At 61.3% G+C, this 18,802-nt stretch carries 9 protein-coding genes, 1 tRNA gene and 1 pseudogene; 8 read left to right on the forward strand and 3 right to left on the reverse strand.

The genetic code is table 11. From position 1 onward, the window contains the following. The first annotated feature begins 396 nt into the window (after positions 1–396). Positions 397–1,026 (forward strand): MarC family protein, encoded by a 630-nt coding sequence (locus PWG15_RS07745; protein WP_275023821.1) that lies wholly within the window; start codon positions 397–399, stop codon positions 1,024–1,026. Positions 1,027–1,136: 110 nt separating this feature from the next. Here the strand turns inward: PWG15_RS07745 and PWG15_RS07750 are convergent, their stop codons facing one another. Next, positions 1,137–1,691, reverse strand: coding sequence for a single-stranded DNA-binding protein (locus PWG15_RS07750; RefSeq protein WP_275023822.1), 555 nt, complete (start codon positions 1,689–1,691; stop codon positions 1,137–1,139). Positions 1,692–1,970: 279 nt separating this feature from the next. Between PWG15_RS07750 and uvrA the strand changes: the two genes are divergently transcribed. The 4 genes and pseudogenes from uvrA to PWG15_RS07770 all read left to right on the forward strand — a co-directional run bounded on the left by uvrA (position 1,971) and on the right by PWG15_RS07770 (position 10,816). Continuing rightward, on the forward strand, positions 1,971–4,892 hold the full coding sequence (gene uvrA / locus PWG15_RS07755; RefSeq protein ID WP_275023823.1) for an excinuclease ABC subunit UvrA: 2,922 nt from the start codon (positions 1,971–1,973) through the stop codon (positions 4,890–4,892). Between the two features lie 45 nt (positions 4,893–4,937). Then, positions 4,938–5,389, forward strand: a pseudogene (locus PWG15_RS07760) (GNAT family N-acetyltransferase). Positions 5,390–5,431: 42 nt separating this feature from the next. Next, positions 5,432–6,235 carry a DUF72 domain-containing protein gene (locus PWG15_RS07765; protein WP_275023824.1) on the forward strand — a complete coding sequence of 268 codons (804 nt, stop codon included), beginning with the start codon at positions 5,432–5,434 and terminating at the stop codon, positions 6,233–6,235. 774 nt (positions 6,236–7,009) lie between these two features. Next, positions 7,010–10,816, forward strand: coding sequence for a vitamin B12-dependent ribonucleotide reductase (locus PWG15_RS07770; protein WP_275023825.1), 3,807 nt, complete (start codon positions 7,010–7,012; stop codon positions 10,814–10,816). Positions 10,817–11,184: 368 nt separating this feature from the next. On the opposite strand, the gene PWG15_RS07775 is transcribed toward PWG15_RS07770, so the two are convergent. Together PWG15_RS07775 and adhP are read right to left on the reverse strand one after the other, a co-directional pair. After that, positions 11,185–13,533, reverse strand: a complete 2,349-nt coding sequence (locus tag PWG15_RS07775; protein ID WP_275023826.1) for an ethanolamine ammonia-lyase — start codon at positions 13,531–13,533, stop codon at positions 11,185–11,187. 211 nt (positions 13,534–13,744) lie between these two features. Next, positions 13,745–14,770, reverse strand: a complete 1,026-nt coding sequence (gene adhP, locus PWG15_RS07780) for an alcohol dehydrogenase AdhP (protein WP_275023827.1) — start codon at positions 14,768–14,770, stop codon at positions 13,745–13,747. Positions 14,771–15,162: 392 nt separating this feature from the next. On the opposite strand from adhP, the gene PWG15_RS07785 reads away from it, so the two are divergent. From PWG15_RS07785 to PWG15_RS07795, 3 genes are all read left to right on the forward strand, one after another. Further along, a tRNA-Ala gene (locus tag PWG15_RS07785) sits at positions 15,163–15,238 on the forward strand. Positions 15,239–15,441: 203 nt separating this feature from the next. Beyond that, positions 15,442–16,107: a CBS domain-containing protein gene (locus tag PWG15_RS07790; protein WP_275023828.1), complete on the forward strand. Its 666-nt coding sequence runs from the start codon at positions 15,442–15,444 to the stop codon at positions 16,105–16,107. Between the two features lie 211 nt (positions 16,108–16,318). Continuing rightward, entirely contained in the window at positions 16,319–18,781 is a 2,463-nt protein-coding gene (locus PWG15_RS07795) for a phosphoketolase family protein (RefSeq protein ID WP_275023829.1), read from the forward strand. Positions 18,782–18,802 lie beyond the last annotated feature (21 nt).

The following is an 18,802-nucleotide window of genomic DNA, read 5'->3' on the forward strand; positions in this document are numbered from 1 at the left end:
CAGTCGGATATTTATAGCGGATTGCCACGGGAATCGCCAATTTGCGGCCCACAGCACCATTCGTCCGCCCGGGTGTGAAGATGTCACTGTAACGCTTTGATTCGCTGCATGATTCGTTCGAATGTCCGGATCCGGGGCCGAAGAGCCATGCGGCAGTTGTGAACAGTCTTTTGCCGCCAGAGCAGGCTTTTCTAGGGCATCACGCGGGAAATCGGAAGGCCCCCACCGCCAATGGCCGAGACGCCGTGCATTTGCGGCCCGATTGCGGAAAGGAATTGCTCATTAAGTCATTGCTGAGACTTTGTTTGCCGCCCTCTTTCCAAGCGCCCGCCGCTTGCCTAACAATGCCTTCCTGCCACCGGGAAAACCCGGGGCAAAATCCGGAAGGGGAAACGGATGTTCAATGTCGACCTCCTGGTCAATGCGCTCACCACGCTTCTCGTCACGCTCGATCCGCCTGGCCTTGCGCCGATCTTCCTGAGCCTGACGGTCGGCCTCAGCCGGCAGGAGCGCTTTCAGGTGGCGACGCGCGGTTCGCTCATCGCCTTCTTCATCCTTGCCGCCTTCGCCGTGTTCGGCAACGGCATTCTGGGGCTACTCGGCATTTCGATCGGCGCCTTCCGCATCGCCGGCGGCCTGCTGCTCTTCTGGATCGCCTTCGAGATGATTTTCGAGAAGCGGCAGGAGCGCAAGGAAAAGACCGGCGAAAACGCGACCGTCAAGGACCACATCCATAACATCGCGGTGTTCCCTCTGGCCTTGCCGCTGATTGCCGGGCCGGGCGCGATCTCGGCCACGATCCTGCTCGCCGGCTCGTTCCCGACGGCGGTCGAACGCGCGCAGCTCTTGATCGTCATAGCGCTGTCGATGTTCAGTCTGTTTCTGGCGCTTGTCATCGCCGAGCGCATCGATCGGTTCCTCGGCGTCACCGGCCGAGCTATCCTCACCCGCCTGCTCGGCGTCATCCTGGCGGCCCTTGCCGTCCAGTTCGTCGTCGATGGCGTCAAATCCGCAATGGCCCTCTAGCCCAGCCGGAAGCCGTCATCGTGAGGTGACTGCGGCCCCCTTCGGACAACAAAAAACGCCGTGCCCCAAAAGGACACGGCGCCCAAAACGAAGCGCGTTGGATACGGCGATCAGAACGGAATGTCGTCGTCCATATCGCGCGAGAAGCCGCCGCCCTGGCCGCCTTGACCACCCTGGCCACCACCCGAACGGCCTCCACCGGAGGACTGGCGCGGCTGGTCATAGTCATCGTAACCACCGCCCCCACCGCCGTAGTTGCTGCCACCAAAGTCGCCGCCACCACCACGGCTGACGCCGGAGCCACCGCCCTCGCCGCGGCCGTCGAGCATCGTCAGCGTCGAGTTGAAGCCCTGCAGCACGATTTCCGTCGAATAGCGGTCGTTGCCATTCTGGTCCTGCCACTTGCGGGTCTGCAGTGCGCCTTCGATGTAGAGCTTGGCGCCCTTCTTCACATATTGCTCGACAACCTTGCACAGGCCCTCGTTGAAGACGACGACCGTATGCCATTCGGTCTTTTCCTTGCGCTCGCCGCTGTTGCGGTCGCGCCAGGTTTCCGAGGTTGCGATGCGCAGGTTGGCGATCGGCCGGCCGTCCTGCGTGCGCCGGATTTCCGGGTCTGCCCCGACATTTCCGATCAAGATCACCTTGTTGACGCTTCCAGCCATGTTGCTTTTCCCGTGGTTTCACCGCGCCTAAGGCACGGCTTGGAATTTCAAGAGCGCGCATCTTAGCGGTCTGAACCCGCCGATACGCCCCGCCTCGCACATAATCCACAACAGTTTTGGTCGTTTTATGTGCGTTTTGTTCTTTCTTTGTTCTAGTATTTGGCTATGATCCTGTCAACCGACTCGAATTGGCCGCCTCTTTTGCCGATTGCGCCTCGACATGGGCGTTAGCGTCATTACATAGGGGGCTTTCAACCGACATGCAAAAGCTGGCTTCCGATGAGTGAACTCAAGACCATCTCCATTCGTGGTGCGCGCGAGCACAATCTGAAAGGCATCGACCTCGATCTGCCGCGCAACAAGCTGATCGTGATGACCGGCCTATCCGGTTCCGGCAAGTCGTCTCTTGCCTTCGACACGATCTACGCCGAAGGGCAGCGCCGCTATGTCGAGAGCCTGTCGGCCTATGCGCGTCAGTTCCTCGAAATGATGCAGAAGCCGGATGTCGACCAGATCGACGGCCTGTCGCCGGCGATTTCGATCGAACAGAAGACGACCTCGCGCAACCCGCGCTCGACGGTCGGTACCGTCACCGAAATCTACGACTATATGCGCCTGCTCTTTGCGCGCGTCGGCGTGCCCTATTCGCCGGCGACGGGCCTCCCGATCGAAAGCCAGACAGTCAGCCAGATGGTCGATCGCGTGCTCGAATTCGGCGAAGGCACGCGCCTGTACATTCTTGCGCCGCTCGTTCGCGGCCGCAAGGGCGAGTACAAGAAGGAACTCGCTGAGCTGATGAAGAAGGGCTTTCAGCGCGTCAAGGTCGACGGCACCTTCTACGAGATCGCCGAGGTTCCCACACTCGACAAGAAGTATAAGCACGACATCGACGTGGTGGTCGACCGTGTCGTCGTCCGCCCGGACCTGGCCAGTCGTCTTGCCGACAGCCTGGAGACCTGCCTGACGCTGGCCGATGGTCTTGCCGTGGCTGAGTTCGCCGACAAGCCGCTGCCGCCGGAAGAAACGGCTGCCGGCGGTTCGGCCAACAAGTCGCTGAACGAAACGCATGAACGCGTGCTGTTTTCTGAAAAGTTCGCCTGCCCGGTCTCCGGCTTCACGATCTCCGAGATTGAGCCGCGTCTGTTCTCGTTCAACAATCCCTTCGGCGCGTGCCCGACCTGCGACGGACTCGGCAGCCAGCAGAAGATCGACGTGGCGCTGATCGTGCCCGAGGAACACCGGACGCTTCGCGACGGCGCGATTGCGCCCTGGGCGAAATCCTCCTCTCCCTATTACAACCAGACGCTGGAAGCGCTCGGCAAGGTCTTCGGCTTCAAGCTCGGAAACCGCTGGGAGGAACTGTCCTCTGCAGCGCAGAATGCGATCCTGCACGGAACCGAAGAAAAGATCGTCTTCCATTACGAGGACGGCGCCCGCTCCTACAACACCACCAAGAACTTCGAAGGCATCGTGCCCAATCTCGAGCGCCGCTGGAAGGAAACCGACAGCGCCTGGGCGCGCGAGGAGATCGAGCGGTATATGTCGGCAGCGCCCTGCCCGGCCTGCGCCGGCTTCCGCCTGAAGCCTGAGGCGCTGGCGGTCAAGATCGACAAGCTGCACATTGGCCAGGTCACCGAGATGTCGATCCGCATTGCGCGCGACTGGTTCGAGGCTCTGCCGGCCCATCTCAATACCAAGCAGAACGAGATCGCCGTCCGCATCCTCAAGGAAATCCGCGACCGTCTGCGCTTCCTCAACGACGTTGGCCTCGAATATCTGAGCCTGTCGCGCAATTCCGGAACGCTCTCGGGCGGTGAAAGCCAGCGTATCCGGCTTGCCTCGCAGATCGGCTCGGGTCTCACGGGCGTTCTTTACGTGCTCGACGAGCCGTCGATCGGCCTGCACCAGCGCGACAACGCACGCTTGCTCGAGACGCTTCGCCATCTTCGCGACATCGGTAACACCGTGATCGTCGTCGAGCATGACGAGGACGCGATCCTGACGGCCGACTATGTCGTCGATATCGGTCCGGCTGCCGGCATTCATGGCGGCGAGGTCATCGCGCAAGGGGCGCCCACCGATATCATGGCCAATCCGAAGTCGCTGACCGGCAAGTATCTCTCCGGCGAACTTTCGGTCTCCGTTCCAGCCGAGCGTCGCAAGCCGAAGAAGAAGAAGGAAATCACCGTTGTCGGCGCCCGCGCCAACAACCTCAAGAACGTCACCGCCTCGATCCCGCTTGGCGTCTTCACCGCCGTGACCGGTGTTTCGGGTGGCGGCAAGTCGACCTTCCTGATCGAGACGCTCTACAAGGCTGCCGCCCGCCGCATCATGGGCGCGCGTGAAAACCCCTCCGAGCATGACCGCATCGATGGTTTCGAGCATATCGACAAGGTGATCGATATCGACCAGTCGCCGATCGGCCGCACGCCGCGCTCGAACCCGGCGACCTACACCGGTGCCTTCACGCCGATCCGTGACTGGTTCGCTGGCCTGCCGGAGGCAAAGGCGCGCGGCTACCAGCCGGGCCGCTTCTCCTTCAACGTCAAGGGCGGCCGCTGCGAAGCGTGCCAGGGCGACGGCGTCATCAAGATCGAGATGCACTTCCTGCCGGATGTCTACGTCACCTGCGACGTCTGCCACGGCAAACGCTACAACCGCGAAACGCTCGACGTGCACTTCAAGGGGAAGTCGATTGCCGACGTGCTCGACATGACCGTCGAGGAAGGCGTCGAGTTCTTTGCCGCCGTGCCTGCCGTGCGCGACAAGTTGGTGACGCTGAACCAGGTGGGCCTCGGCTACATCAAGGTCGGTCAGCAGGCAAACACGCTCTCAGGCGGTGAAGCGCAGCGCGTCAAGCTGGCCAAGGAGCTTTCGAAGCGCTCCACCGGCCGTACGCTTTATATCCTCGACGAGCCGACCACCGGTTTGCATTTCCACGACGTAGCCAAGCTTCTTGAAGTTTTGCATGAGCTCGTCAACCAGGGCAATTCCGTCGTGGTCATCGAGCACAATCTCGAGGTCATCAAGACCGCCGACTGGATCATCGACTTCGGTCCCGAAGGCGGCGACGGTGGCGGCGAGGTCATCGCCAAGGGCACGCCTGAGGAGGTGGTCAAGGAGAAACGCTCCTATACCGGCCAGTTCCTCAAGGAGTTGCTTGAGCGCCGGCCAATGAAGAAGGTCGAGGCGGCGGAGTGAACGCCTCGGCGCGGATCAGCGACCGGAAAAGGTGATCGCGGCGTGATGCGGCCTGCACGTCTGGAAGATCTGGCGGCGGTGCAAGGCGTGACGGAGGCGGCCTACGCGCCCTATCGGGTGCTCCTTGGCGGGCCGCCGCTCCGGTCACCGAGGATTACAGCCCGCGCATTCTTCGCGGCGAGGTTTGGCTTCGGGAGCGAGATGGCGTTGTCACGGCGGTTGCGGTCTTCGAGCGGCACGCCGATCACCTGTTGATCTTCAGCATTGCAGTTGCGCCTGCCTATCAGGGCCAGGGGCTCGGTATCGAACTGCTGAAGCTCCTGGACGGCAAGGCGGTTGAGTGGGGCTTGCCGGAAGTTCGACTCTATACCAATTCACGCATGGAGCGAAATATCGCGCTCTATCGCGACTATGGATTTCAAGAAACGGGTCGCCGACCCAATCCCTATCGTCCAGGGTGGACACTCGTGGACATGGCGAAATCGATCAAAGACTGAGAAGCACGCGGTCAAGCGACGACCGTTGTTGAGGAGGATGGCATGGCAAAATCCGGAAAGATCCGCGTTGGTATCGGCGGCTGGACCTTCGAGCCCTGGGAAGGCACCTTCTATCCGAGCACGCTGGCAAAGAAGCGGCAGCTCGAATATGCTGGCAAACAGCTGCGCGCCATCGAGGTGAACGGCACCTATTACTCCTCGCAAAAGCCTGAGACCTTCGCCAAGTGGGCTTCCGAGGTGCCCGAGGATTTCATCTTTTCGCTGAAGGCCAGCCGCTTCGTCACCAACCGCAAGGTTCTCTCGGAAGCCGGTGAATCCATGGAGCGATTCCTGACGCAAGGGTTGACTGAGCTCGGGCCGCATCTTGGACCGATCCTGTGGCAGTTCGCACCGACAAAGAAGTTTGAACCGGATGATTTCGAGGGTTTTCTGAAACTTCTGCCGGGGAAGCAGGATGGGCTTCCGCTCCGCCATGTGGTCGAGGTCCGCAATCCCACCTTCCAGGTTCCGGAGTTCGTGGCGCTGCTGGAGAAATACGGCGTCGCCGTGGTGCTCGCCGAACATGCTGATTATCCGATGATCGCCGACGTCACCGCCGATTTCGTCTATCTGCGCCTGCAGAAGGGCAGCGATGATATCGAGACCTGCTATGCGGCCGACAAGCTCGACCTCTGGGCCGAGCGCGCCAAGAGCTTTGCCGGCGGCGACGAGCCGAGCGGGCTTGAAAAGAGCGCCCCGGAGCGCACGGTCAAGAAGGAGCCGCGCGACGTGTTTGCCTACTTCATCACCGAGGGCAAGGTGAACGCGCCAAACGGTGCGCGCGAGCTGCAGAAGCGCGTCGATTGAGTTTCAAGGTGGGATCAGTGCCGCGCTACTGGTCCCGCTCGCCACTCACGAGCCCACTGGTCGTAGTGCCTGTGCCGGCCGGGAGTGGGATTGGAATATGGCGCCAGAGGTAGTGGCGGCATTCCGTTTGGCCCCCAAAAGACCAATGGTCTCAAGGCGTATGACGCGAATCACCACGCCCACCCCATATCGCTTTTCTGAACGCAACCGCGGGTGCCGTTAGGGGCGGTTTTTATGTGGTTTTTTACCCGTCAATTTTTTGATCTGGCGCTGGCCGTTGCGTCAGGCTCACAGGCAACCTCTGGAAGTGCCTGATTTTCATGGGGTTGGCCGATGTCCCCGTTTTCCACAGTCGGTTCACACAACATCTAGCGCTCAAACTTCCGTCACAAACCACCCCTTGACGCCCCCGGACGATTCACGGTTAATGGATTTCACGTTGCGACGGCGGCGGACCGGATTGTTTAAGTCCCGGTTCCTCTCACCAAATCGGCGGTTCTGACAGGCGGCAGTCATGGATTTCACCGTGCGGTCGCCGTGAGGATTTCTGTGCGATTTTTGGGACCTGCTTGAGCAACTTTTGGCTGGCGTAAATGAGCTGTTAACACTATATTTAGTGCTTGCAGTCAGCCTATCTCACAAGATACAGGGTCACCCAGTTATGGGTTTCCTTTCAAGGACGGAAGCTGAGACTGGCTGCGGAGAGCCCCCGCGGCCGGGCGGGGACAATTGCGCCTGTGGCTGGCGCATGGCAACACGAAGGACCAGGGACAAATGAAGATCGAACGTCGTTTCACCAAGGCCGGGCAATCCGCCTATGCGGAGATTGAATTCCGCAAGGCTACGAGTGAGATCAAGAACCCCGATGGTTCGATCGTTTTCCGCCTGGCCGATATCGACGTTCCGGCCCAGTTCAGCCAGGTTGCTGCCGACATCCTCGCCCAGAAGTATTTCCGCAAGGCTGGTGTACCGGCCAAGATGAAGCGCATCGAGGAGAACGATGTCCCCTCGTTCCTCTGGCGCTCCGTTCCCGATACCGACGTGCTGAAGTCGCTGCCGAAGGAAGAGCAGTACGGCTCTGAAACCGATGCGCGCCAGGTTTTCGATCGCCTGGCCGGCACCTGGGCCTATTGGGGCTGGAAGGGCGGCTACTTCGATAGCGAAGAAGACGCGTCCGCCTTCCAGGACGAACTTGCCTATATGCTCGCCACCCAGCGCGTCGCTCCGAACTCGCCGCAATGGTTTAACACCGGCCTGCACTGGGCCTACGGCATCGACGGACCTGGCCAGGGCCACTTCTACGTCGATCCCTTCACCGGCAAGCTGACCAAGTCCAAGTCGGCCTATGAGCACCCGCAGCCGCATGCCTGCTTCATCCAGTCGGTCGCTGACGATCTCGTCAACGAAGGCGGCATCATGGATCTCTGGGTGCGCGAAGCGCGCCTGTTCAAGTATGGCTCCGGCACCGGCTCCAACTTCTCGCACCTGCGCAGCGAAGGCGAAAAGCTCTCGGGCGGCGGCAAGTCCTCGGGCCTGATGTCGTTCCTGAAGATCGGCGACCGCGCTGCCGGAGCCATCAAGTCGGGCGGCACCACCCGTCGTGCTGCGAAGATGGTCGTCGTCGACATCGACCATCCGGATATCGAGGAATACATCAACTGGAAGGTCAAGGAAGAGCAGAAGGTCGCCGCCCTCGTCACCGGCTCCAAGGTCGTCGCCAAGCATCTGAAGGCGATCATGAAGGCCTGTGTCAACTGTGACGGCACCGACGACGCCTGCTACGACCCGAAGCATAACCCGGCGCTGAAGCGCGAGATCCGCGCTGCCAAGCAGGCACTGGTTCCGGAAAACTATGTCCAGCGCGTCATCCAGTTCGCCAAGCAGGGCTACAAGGACCTTGAGTTCAAGACCTATGACACCGACTGGGATTCGGAAGCCTATCTGACGGTTTCAGGCCAGAACTCGAACAACTCGGTCTCGATCAAGGATGACTTCCTGCGCGCCGTCGAAGCCGATGGCGACTGGCACCTGACCGCCCGCAAGGACGGCCGCGTGATGAAGACGCTGAAGGCCCGCGACCTCTGGGAGTCGATCTCCTACGCCGCCTGGGCATCGGCCGATCCGGGCCTGCACTTCAACACCACGATGAACGACTGGCACACGAGCCCCGCCGCCGGCCCGATCCGCGCGTCGAACCCGTGCTCGGAGTACATGTTCCTCGACGACACCGCCTGCAACCTCGCCTCGCTGAACCTGATGATGTTCAAGGATGCGGCGACCAAGCGCATCAACATCGCCGACTACGAGCACGCCGTCCGTCTGTGGACCATCGTTCTCGAAGTCTCGGTCATGATGGCGCAGTTCCCGTCCCGCGAGATTGCCGAGCTTTCCTATGAGTACCGCACGCTCGGCCTCGGCTATGCCAATATCGGCGGCCTCTTGATGTCTTCGGGCATCCCCTATGACAGCGCCGAAGGCCGCGCCATTGCGGGCGCCCTCACCGCCATCATGACCGGCATTTCCTACGCCACTTCGGCCGAGATGGCCGAGAAGCTGGGTCCGTTCCCAGGCTTTGCCCCGAACCGCGACAACATGCTGCGCGTCATCCGCAACCACCGCCGCGCCGCCTATGGCGAGACGACGGGCTACGAGGCGCTCTCGGTCAACCCGGTCGCGCTGATCCATGGAGACAACCCGGACCAGGACCTCGTCATCCACGCCATGAGCGCCTGGGACAAGGCGCTGGAACTCGGCGAGAAGCACGGCTACCGCAACGCCCAGGCAACCGTGATCGCGCCGACCGGCACGATCGGTCTCGTCATGGACTGCGACACGACCGGCATCGAGCCTGATTTCGCGCTGGTGAAGTTCAAGAAGCTCGCCGGCGGCGGCTACTTCAAGATCATCAACCGCGCCGTTCCGGAAGCGCTGCGCTCGCTCGGCTATAGCGAAAGCCAGATCGCCGAGATCGAGGCTTACGCCGTTGGCCACGGCAACCTGAACCAGGCACCGGCGATCAACCCGTCGACGCTGAAGGCCAAGGGCTTTACCGACGAGAAGGTCGAAGCGGTCAACGCTGCGCTCAAGAGCGCCTTCGACATCAAGTTCGTCTTCAACCAGTGGACACTCGGCGCCGACTTCCTGAAGGGCACGCTGAAGGTCACCGACGAACAGCTTGGCTCGATGGACTTCAACCTGCTCGACCACATGGGCTTTACGAAGAAGGACATCGAAGCGGCCAACATCCACGTCTGTGGTGCGATGACGCTTGAAGGCGCGCCGTTCCTGAAGAACGAGCACCTGCCGGTCTTCGATTGCGCCAACCCCTGCGGCAAGATCGGCAAGCGTTACCTGTCGGTCGAAAGCCACATTCGCATGATGGCGGCCGCCCAGCCGTTCATCTCCGGTGCGATCTCCAAGACGATCAACATGCCGAATGAGGCGACCGTCGAGGATTGCAAGAACGCCTACATGCTCTCGTGGAAGCTGGCGCTGAAGGCCAACGCGCTCTACCGCGACGGCTCCAAGCTGTCGCAGCCGCTGAACGCCTCGCTGATCGAGGACGACAAGGACGAGGATGCGCTGGAGGATCTGATCCAGGCGCCGGCCGCCGCCCAGGCCGTCACCATCACCGAGAAGATCGTCGAGCGCGTCATCGAGAAGGTGATCCGCGCCCGCGAAAAGCTGCCGAACCGTCGTCAGGGCTACACCCAGAAGGCCGTCGTCGGCGGACACAAGGTCTACCTGCGCACTGGCGAATTCGGTGACGGCCGCCTCGGCGAGATCTTCATCGACATGCACAAGGAAGGCGCTGCCTTCCGTGCGATGATGAACAATTTCGCGATCGCCATCTCGCTCGGCCTGCAATACGGCGTGCCGCTTGAAGAATATGTGGAGGCCTTCACCTTCACCAAGTTCGAGCCGGCCGGCATGGTCCAGGGCAACGACGCGATCAAGAACGCGACGTCGATCCTCGACTACGTCTTCCGCGAACTGGCGGTTTCCTACCTCGGCCGCCACGACCTTGCCCATGTCGATACCTCCGACTTCGGCAACACCGCGCTCGGCAAGGGCATCCAGGAAGGCAAGACCAACCTGATCTCCACCGGCTGGACCCGCGGCTACAAGCCGACGATCGTCGGCGGCACGGGTGACCGCACGGCGAGCGAGCCCAAGGGTTCCTCGACCGCCGCCCCTGCCCGAGCCTCCTCGGGCGCAACGGTGACGGCGATCGCCGGCAACACGGTGCGCAAGATCGAGACGACGACAGCGATCGCAACCTCCGAAATCGTCGCCTTCAAGCGCGACTATGAAGAGCGCGCCGCGGAACTGGCCGAAGAGATCGCCGAGGAAACGGCAGAGACGGTAACGGACGTGACCGCCCTCTTCTCAGACAAGGCTGCTGCGGAAGCAGCTTCGGCCAAGTCGGACGCCAAGAAGGTGGAAGCTGAACGCCGGGCCCGCTCGATCATGCAGGGCTACACCGGCAACATGTGCACCGAGTGCCAGAACTTCACCATGGTGCGCAACGGCACCTGCGAGAAGTGCGACACCTGCGGCGCGACCAGCGGTTGCAGCTAAGTGTTGACGACACCACCGATCATGGCAGCCAGGCGATTTCACTAGAAAGCCTGGTTGTCGCGGACAAGAAGTTTGCCCAGGGGCGTTGAGCCGTGCCCCTGGGCTTTTTTCATGCGCGCAACGTGTGGCGCCCAATCGGCGCGTCCTTTGGTGCTTGTGCGCGCGGCCAACGCCGCCTCTGTGGAAGCCGAACGCCGCGCCGCTCGCTCATGCAGGGCTACACCGGCAACATGTGCAGCGACGGCAAAAGCACCAGAGGAGCCGGACGTGGCCCCAGTTGGCCACTTCCGGAGCTCGGATCCGACTAGTTGACAGCATTGGAGCCGACACCTAGGGCGCGAAGTCTTGCCTGCGGTGCCTCATCGCCATCACCCATAACGCCGGCTGCCGTTCACGTCCTTGCCAATAATCTCCCGGATGATGGTCAGGGTTTCCTTTGCTGCCTCCTTGGGGGCAAGTGCTGTGTCGGCGACGTTGCTGACCAGTTTGGTCATGTCGTGGTCGATGTCCTTTTCCGCCCAACGCTTTCCCTTGGCGACAGTGATGTAGACCGAATAGGCGTGATGCATGGTTCCGGGCCGCTCACCGATAATGTGGAGAATCCCTCTGAAGCTGTTGGGATCGGCATCTGCAAAGAGCATTTCGCCGATCCTGTAGCCGGCCCGCACCCTGCCGCTGGTGACCAGGATGTTCTTGTCGCTCACCGTGACGCCGGCATCTCCAAGTAATCTGCGCATCTCTTCGAGGTAAGGCGTGAGGTGCCCGTCGTCCATGATGGCCTTGGCATTCAAGCCGTCCGAAATGACGATCTGGCCCTTGGGCATGTCGCTTTTCCAGGATGCCCTGATCCGTTCGATCTCGCTGATCGAAGCAGGGCTGAGCGTTTCGCCGGTGGTCGGGTGGGCGATGTAGTCGTTCCGGTCCTTGGATAGGGTGCGAAGCGGGACGACGTCGGGCACGGACGCGATAAATTCCGGAGTAAGTTCGGCCCAGAGCGATAGTTTGGCGTCGTCGTAGAGCCCCTTCACTTTCGTCGCGAGCGCAGGGTCGAGATCCCAGATCTTCTCGCCGTGGCCCGTCGCAAGATCGACGCCCCGCGCTTCGACCGCCGTCATCATTTTCCGGCCCTCGGCGTAAACAGCGTCCTTTGGCCGCTTGTCGCCCTTGGCGAGGCGGTACTGGTAATAGACCCAGAGCGGATCGCCGTAGTTTGACGTGTAGCTGTTGTCGTTGCCGACGATGCCGATGCGTTTGTAGAAATCCCACATAGCATCGTTGACCTTGAAGCCGAATTTCTCCCGAATGCGTACGTGGTCCTGAAAAGCTGTCGTGAGATAGCTCAGCATCGGGTCGTTTTTTGTGGGCAGCGCAATCAGATAGGCGGGATTGGCTGGCATGATCTGGTCCTGGCACCAATCGAGATCGTCGAGACTCACCGTCATGTGCAGGGTGGTGCAGATATCGAGGCCGATGGTCAGCCCGTGCAGCTTGCCCATGACCATGTCTTCGAGGCAGCATCGCACGAGTTGTTCGCGGCTCTTGAAGACCTCTGGGCCGATGAAGCCGGCCACATCGTTGACGTGGAGCCATGCGCCCCTGGGCTGTACCTTCGCAAGCTCGATGCCTACCGCTCTGCTGAAGCCGTATTTTCGAGACTCAAGCACCATCATGTCGACGCCGTTTGCCACGCCGTTGGTGAATTCCGAGCCCTGCCCGGTCTCGAAGTAGAGGCCATACCTTTCCCCGGCCTTAGCACTTGCATACTTCATGATCTTCTCATTGGTGATGTCGAAGATCTTGTTGCAGTCATCCGTTCCGGCGAGGCTCTGGAACACCGTGGAAACGGTACCCGGGAAGCTTTCGCTCACCTCGCCCTGGACGTCGATATGGGCGAGCACGCACCAGGGAATGACGTCGCCCAGATTGAAGGCATCCACGATCTCCTTGAGCGTACGCTCGACGGTGACGACGCTGTTGACGGTGCTGTCCACCGGGTTGGTACCGATGACAATGTCGCCGGTGGCATAGGAAAACGCATCGAGCACCTGCCACATGATGTCTTCGGGGTGGTCCGTTGGCGAATTCGGCTGGATCCGTGCGCCCATATATCCCTTCGCCCCCAGCTTGGTGCCGGGCATGACGTTGAAGATTTTCTGGCTGACGGCGATCAGCTCTTCGTTGCTCATCAGTTTCGGCACGCAGCCGATGGTATCGCTGCTCAGGCCATACATGACGCCTTTGATCTCTTCTTCCGATCCGGTCAGAAGAAATTCCTTCAACTGGCCCATGGTCCAGTCTTTGACCTTTTCGTGTTGGGCTTTGTCCGTGGTCTGCCAGATCAGTCGTTGTAGATCGTCCTCAAACAACGGGCGATGGTGCAGGTCGGCGATCTTCGTGTTTGCCAGGAGAGCCCGGGCGTTCGCTCGCGACGCATCGTTCTCCGCCGCCACTCCAATCGTCTGGTCACCTTCCTTGAACGCATTTGCACACCCCAGCACCTGCCGATAGGTCGTCTCGTCAAAACCACCTTTCATCCTGCCGATATAGGCAAAGACATCCTCGCCCTGCTTGACCTCATCGATCACGAGGGTGCTTGTGCCCGGTGCTGCCCCGGCAGCGTGGCTCGATGTGGCGAGCGTGGCCGCCGCAGTGCCTGCCACCAGCAGGAGATCCCGTCTGGACAGTGCGTGCTGATCCGAGAACATGCCCTTGCTCATTGCCATTTCCTTTCTGCAGAAGGTCTATAGGCATTTCGCCGAACGGCCCTGTCATCGACGGCGACTTGAGGAAGCACACGGACTGAGTGCGCGACACATTCTCTACTCTTGGCATCGACATCGGCTTGCAGTTTCCTCGCCCGCGTCGGCGACGTCCCCTGGGCGGGAACGAAGCGGAGCCTCTCGGACCAGACTGGCGCGTTTGCGCTGGCTACTGCAGGCTCATCACGATGCGACCGTCGATCTTGCCTGCTTCCATCCGGTGGAAGATCTCGTTGATGTTCTCGAGGCTGTCCCATGAGAAATGCGGCGCCACCTTGCCTTCAGCGGCAAACTGCAGCGATTCCTCCAGGTCCTGGCGAGTGCCGACGATCGATCCGCGCACCGTTATGCGCTTGAGCACTGTTTCAAATACCGGCACCGAGATCATCCCCGGGGGCAGGCCGACGAGCGCCATCGTCCCCCGCGATCTCAGGAATCCGAACGCCTGTTCCATTGCCGCAGGTGAAACCGCGGTTACGAGCGCGCCATGCACCCCGCCGGTCGCCTTTGTTACCTGCTCTATGGCATCCTTCGCCTTGCCGTTGACCGTCAGGTCGGCACCCAGTTTCTTTGCGAGCGCCAGCTTGTCGTCGAAGATGTCGGCGGCGACCACATGCATGCCCATCGCCTTTGCGTATTGCACCGCCATGTGGCCAAGGCCGCCGATGCCGGAGATGGCGACCCATTCCCCGGGACGAACTTCCGTTTCCTTCAAGCCTTTGTAAACCGTCACGCCGGCGCACAGAACCGGCGCGGCAGGGCCGAACTCCAGGCCGGCAGGCAGGCTGCCGACGAAGTCTGGATCCGCCAGTCCATACTCGGCAAATGTTCCATTGACCGAGTATCCGGTGTTCGACTGTGACGCGCAGAGTGTCTCCCAACCGGTGCGGCAATGCGGGCAGTAGCCACACGCGCTGTGAAGCCAGGGAACGCCAACCCTGTCCCCCTCTTTCACTCGCTTGACGCCGGCACCCACTGCCTGGACATAGCCGACACCCTCGTGTCCCGGAATGAACGGCGGGCTCGGCTTCACCGGCCAGTCTCCATTGGCTGCATGGAGGTCGGTATGGCAGACGCCGGTTGCTTCATACTTGACGAGGATCTGCCCCGGTTGCGGCGTGGGCACAGCCACTTCCTCGATCATAAGGGGAGCGCGGAACTGTCGAACGACGGCCGCCTTCATCGTCTGGGCCATTGCTGATCCTCCTCCAAATCGCCGGGCCACGGATAGAATTCCCAAGGGAGTTGCGGGGCCGGCAGGCGCCTGTTTCGGATGCGGAATGTTGTACACTGGCCCGGATGCCATGGACGTTCACGGCCGGAATTCGGGCGTCATTCGTGGTTGACGCGCAACGCCAAGATCTCACGAGGTTCGGGTGCGCCGTCGTGGATCGCCAGGGTAAACCCGCCGGCATGGTTCGACAATGGTTCTCAAGCGCGCCGGTGCGTGGCTACGGTAACATGCGGCGGCGAAACGGCATCCCCAAGGGGCGCCAGATCGAGCAGGTCATCTCTCGCACCGAATTCGCCGCTGGCCGTTGAGACCTGTTGACACGTTCGGCGCCGGTCGTGTTGACTGTAGGGCAAGGGGCCGTAGCTCAGTTGGGAGAGCGCCGCAATCGCACTGCGGAGGTCGAGGGTTCGACTCCCTTCGGCTCCACCAGACCCCCGCTTGCTTCGAGAGATAGAGAACGCATTTGGCTCATGCGTCAGTCCGCACGCTCGTCTAGAAGCTGCAGCATGAGCCGTGCCTGCGCTAGGGTCCTGCTAACATCTCCCCCACGAACAAGTTGTCGAACCGCCATGATAGGTTTACCTTACGCCCGCTGGTGACGGTACCAAGGTCCTTTTCGGGGTTGGATCGACATGCGCGTTAAAGATGTAATGACGACGTCCGTCGTCAAATTGTCCCCTGACAACAGCGTCAGACAGGCAGCCCGCATCATGCTCGACAATCACATCAGCGGCCTCCCCGTCGTTGACGACGACGGCCGCCTGGTGGGCTTGATCAGCGAGGGCGATCTGATCCGTCGAACGGAGCTTGGCGGCGGCGTCCCGATTGTGGACGCGACGATGGGCGCCGAAGATCGGGCCAATGCCTATGTGCGGCGCTCCTCCTGGAGGGTCGGCGACGCAATGACGACCGATCCCCTTACAATCGATGAGGATGCGTCCGTTGCGCGCGTGGCCGCGATAATGCACGAGCGCGGCATCAAGCGCATTCCCGTCCTGCGAAACAGTGTTCTGGTCGGCATTATCAGCCGCGCCGACCTGTTGCAGGCGGTTTTGTCGGCGAAGCAGGACGAGACGGCCGCGGGCGACGAAGCCATCCGGCGCAGCATTCTCGTGCGCCTCGGCGAGAACACCGGCCTCGAAGGGCTGGACGTAAAGGTCGCCGTGACCGATGGCATCGTTCATCTCTGGGGCAATGTGGAGACCGCCGAGTGCCGGAGGGCGGCACGCATCGTTGCCGAAAATGTCCGCGGCGTTCGGGGCGTGGTTGAGCACTTCTCGGAACCATATCCACAATAGGCGCCTATTGATCGTGTCGCGACACGCGGGTGTTCGCGACACCGAATTAGCAAGACGATCCCAGCCGCTGTCGTTCGAAGACAGGCGTTCACCCATTCCGCCCGTCGCCGGCAAACAGCAGCAACCGCAACGAATTCAAAAGACCGCAGTGGCCTGCACGGACCCCAGGCCGGAGAAATCCAGGCAATGTCCTAATGATCGGGAGGTTCAGATGGTTTCGCCTGAAACGGCATCGACGAAAGAGACGGCATCCGGGAGCTCGCATTCGACAACGCCATTGTCAGCAGACGAACTTCGTCTGATGGACGCCTATTGGCGCGCTTCGAACTACCTTTCTGTCGGTCAGATCTATCTGCTCGACAATCCGCTCCTGCGCGAGCCGCTGAAGCGGGAACACATCAAACCGCGCCTGCTTGGCCACTGGGGCACCTCGCCCGGTCTCAACATGCTCTATGTGCATCTCAACCGCGTGATCAAGCGCGACGATCTCAATATGATCTATATCATCGGGCCGGGACACGGCGGCCCGTCGCTGGTGGCGCATGCCTATCTCGAAGGGACCTACACCGAGTTCTACCCGAACATTGCCGAAGACGCCGAGGGCATGCAGCGGCTCTTCAAGCAGTTCAGTTTTCCGGGCGGCATACCGAGCCACGTCGCGCCGGAAACGCCCGGCAGCATCCACGAGGGCGGCGAACTCGGCTATGCACTCAGCCACGCCTATGGTGCGGCCTTCGATAATCCGGACCTTGTCGTCGCCTGCGTCGTCGGCGATGGCGAGGCCGAGACCGGGCCGCTTGCGACCGGCTGGCAGAGCAACAAGTTCCTGAACCCTGCCCGCGACGGCTGCGTGTTGCCGATCCTGCATTTGAACGGCTACAAGATCGCCAACCCCTGCTTCCTCGCCCGCATTCCGCGCGAGGAGTTGCAGAAGTTCTTCGAGGGCATGGGCTACAAGCCCTATTTCGTCGAAGGGCATGATCCGGCAAGCGTGCACCAGCAACTGGCCGGCGTGCTCGACACGGCGATGGCCGAGATCCGGCGGATCTGGGACGATGCCCGTGTGAGGGGCAATCTGAAGCGGCCGGCCTGGCCGATGATCGTCTTCCGCACACCTAAGGGCTGGACCTGCCCTCCGGAGATCGACGGCAAGAAATGTGAAGACTACTGGCGGGCGCACCAGGTGCCCATGGGCGAGATGGACAAGCCTGAGCATATCCGCATCCTCGAGCAGTGGATGAAGAGCTATCGCCCGGAGGAGCTTTTCAGCGCGGAAGGTCGGCTAAAGCCCGAGATCGCAGCGCTCGCCCCATCGGGGCGCCGTCGCATGAGCGACAACCCGCACGCAAACGGCGGTCTGCTGCTGCGCGACCTGAAGATGCCGGCCTTCCGCGACTATGCCGTCGACGTCCCGCTTCCCGGCGCAACCACCGTGGAAGCCGCCCGCGTCATGGGCAAGTTCCTGCGCGATGTGATGAAATCCAACATGGACGCAAAGAACTTCCGCCTGTTCAGCCCCGACGAAAACAATTCCAACCGCTGGCAGGACGTGCTGGAGGTCACCAATCGCTGCTACATGGCCGAGATCTATCCGGAGGACGATCACCTCGCACCGGATGGCCGCATCATGGAGGTGCTGAGCGAACACCAGTGCCAGGGCTGGCTCGAGGGCTATCTGCTCACCGGCCGCCACGGCTTCTTCTCCTGCTACGAAGCCTTCATCCACATCATCGATTCGATGTTCAACCAGCATGCCAAGTGGCTGAAGGTCTGCAACGAGATCCCCTGGCGCCGACCGGTTGCGTCGCTGAACTACTTCCTCAGTTCGCATGTCTGGCGGCAGGACCACAACGGCTTCAGCCATCAGGATCCCGGCTTCATCGATCACGTCGTCAACAAGAAGGCAGACGTCATCCGCGTCTACCTGCCGCCGGATGCCAACACACTGCTCTCCGTCACCGACCATTGCCTGCGCAGCCGCAACTACATCAACGTCGTCGTGGCCGGCAAACAGCCGGGGCCGCAATGGCTGACGATGGAAGAGGCCGTGCGCCATTGCAGCATGGGCGTCAGCATCTGGGACTGGGCGAGCAACGATGCCAACAGCGAACCGGATGTCGTCATGGCCTGCTGCGGTGACGTTCCGACACTCGAAACGCTGGCCGCGGTCCAGCTGCTGCGCGAGCACCTCCCGGAAGTGAAGGTTCGGGTCGTCAATGTCGTCAACCTGATGAAGCTTCAGCCGGCGGAGGAACATCCCCACGGCCTCACGGACCGCGACTTCGATGGCATCTTCACCAGGGACAAGCCGATCATCTTCGCCTTCCACGGCTATCCGTGGCTGATCCATCGGCTCACCTACCGCCGCACCAACCACGACAACCTGCATGTTCGTGGCTACAAGGAGGAAGGCACGACGACGACGCCATTCGACATGGTGGTGCTCAACGAGCTCGATCGTTTCCATCTCGCCGGCGATGTCATCGACCGCCTGCCGCAACTCGGCGCCCGTGCCGCCTATTTCAAGCAGGCAATTCAAGCCAAGCTGATCGAGCATCGCGAATATATCGAGAAGCATGGCGACGACATGCCGCCGATCAGCGGCTGGAAATGGGGCGTTCAGGGCGCGCAACAGGCGAAGCCGAGGACGTCGACGGAGGGTGACAATGTGTAGTCGGATCGTGCCGGATTGAGG

Origin of the sequence: Ensifer adhaerens (assembly GCF_028993555.1) — a bacterium.
GTDB classification, from domain to species: Bacteria; Pseudomonadota; Alphaproteobacteria; order Rhizobiales; family Rhizobiaceae; genus Ensifer; species Ensifer adhaerens_I.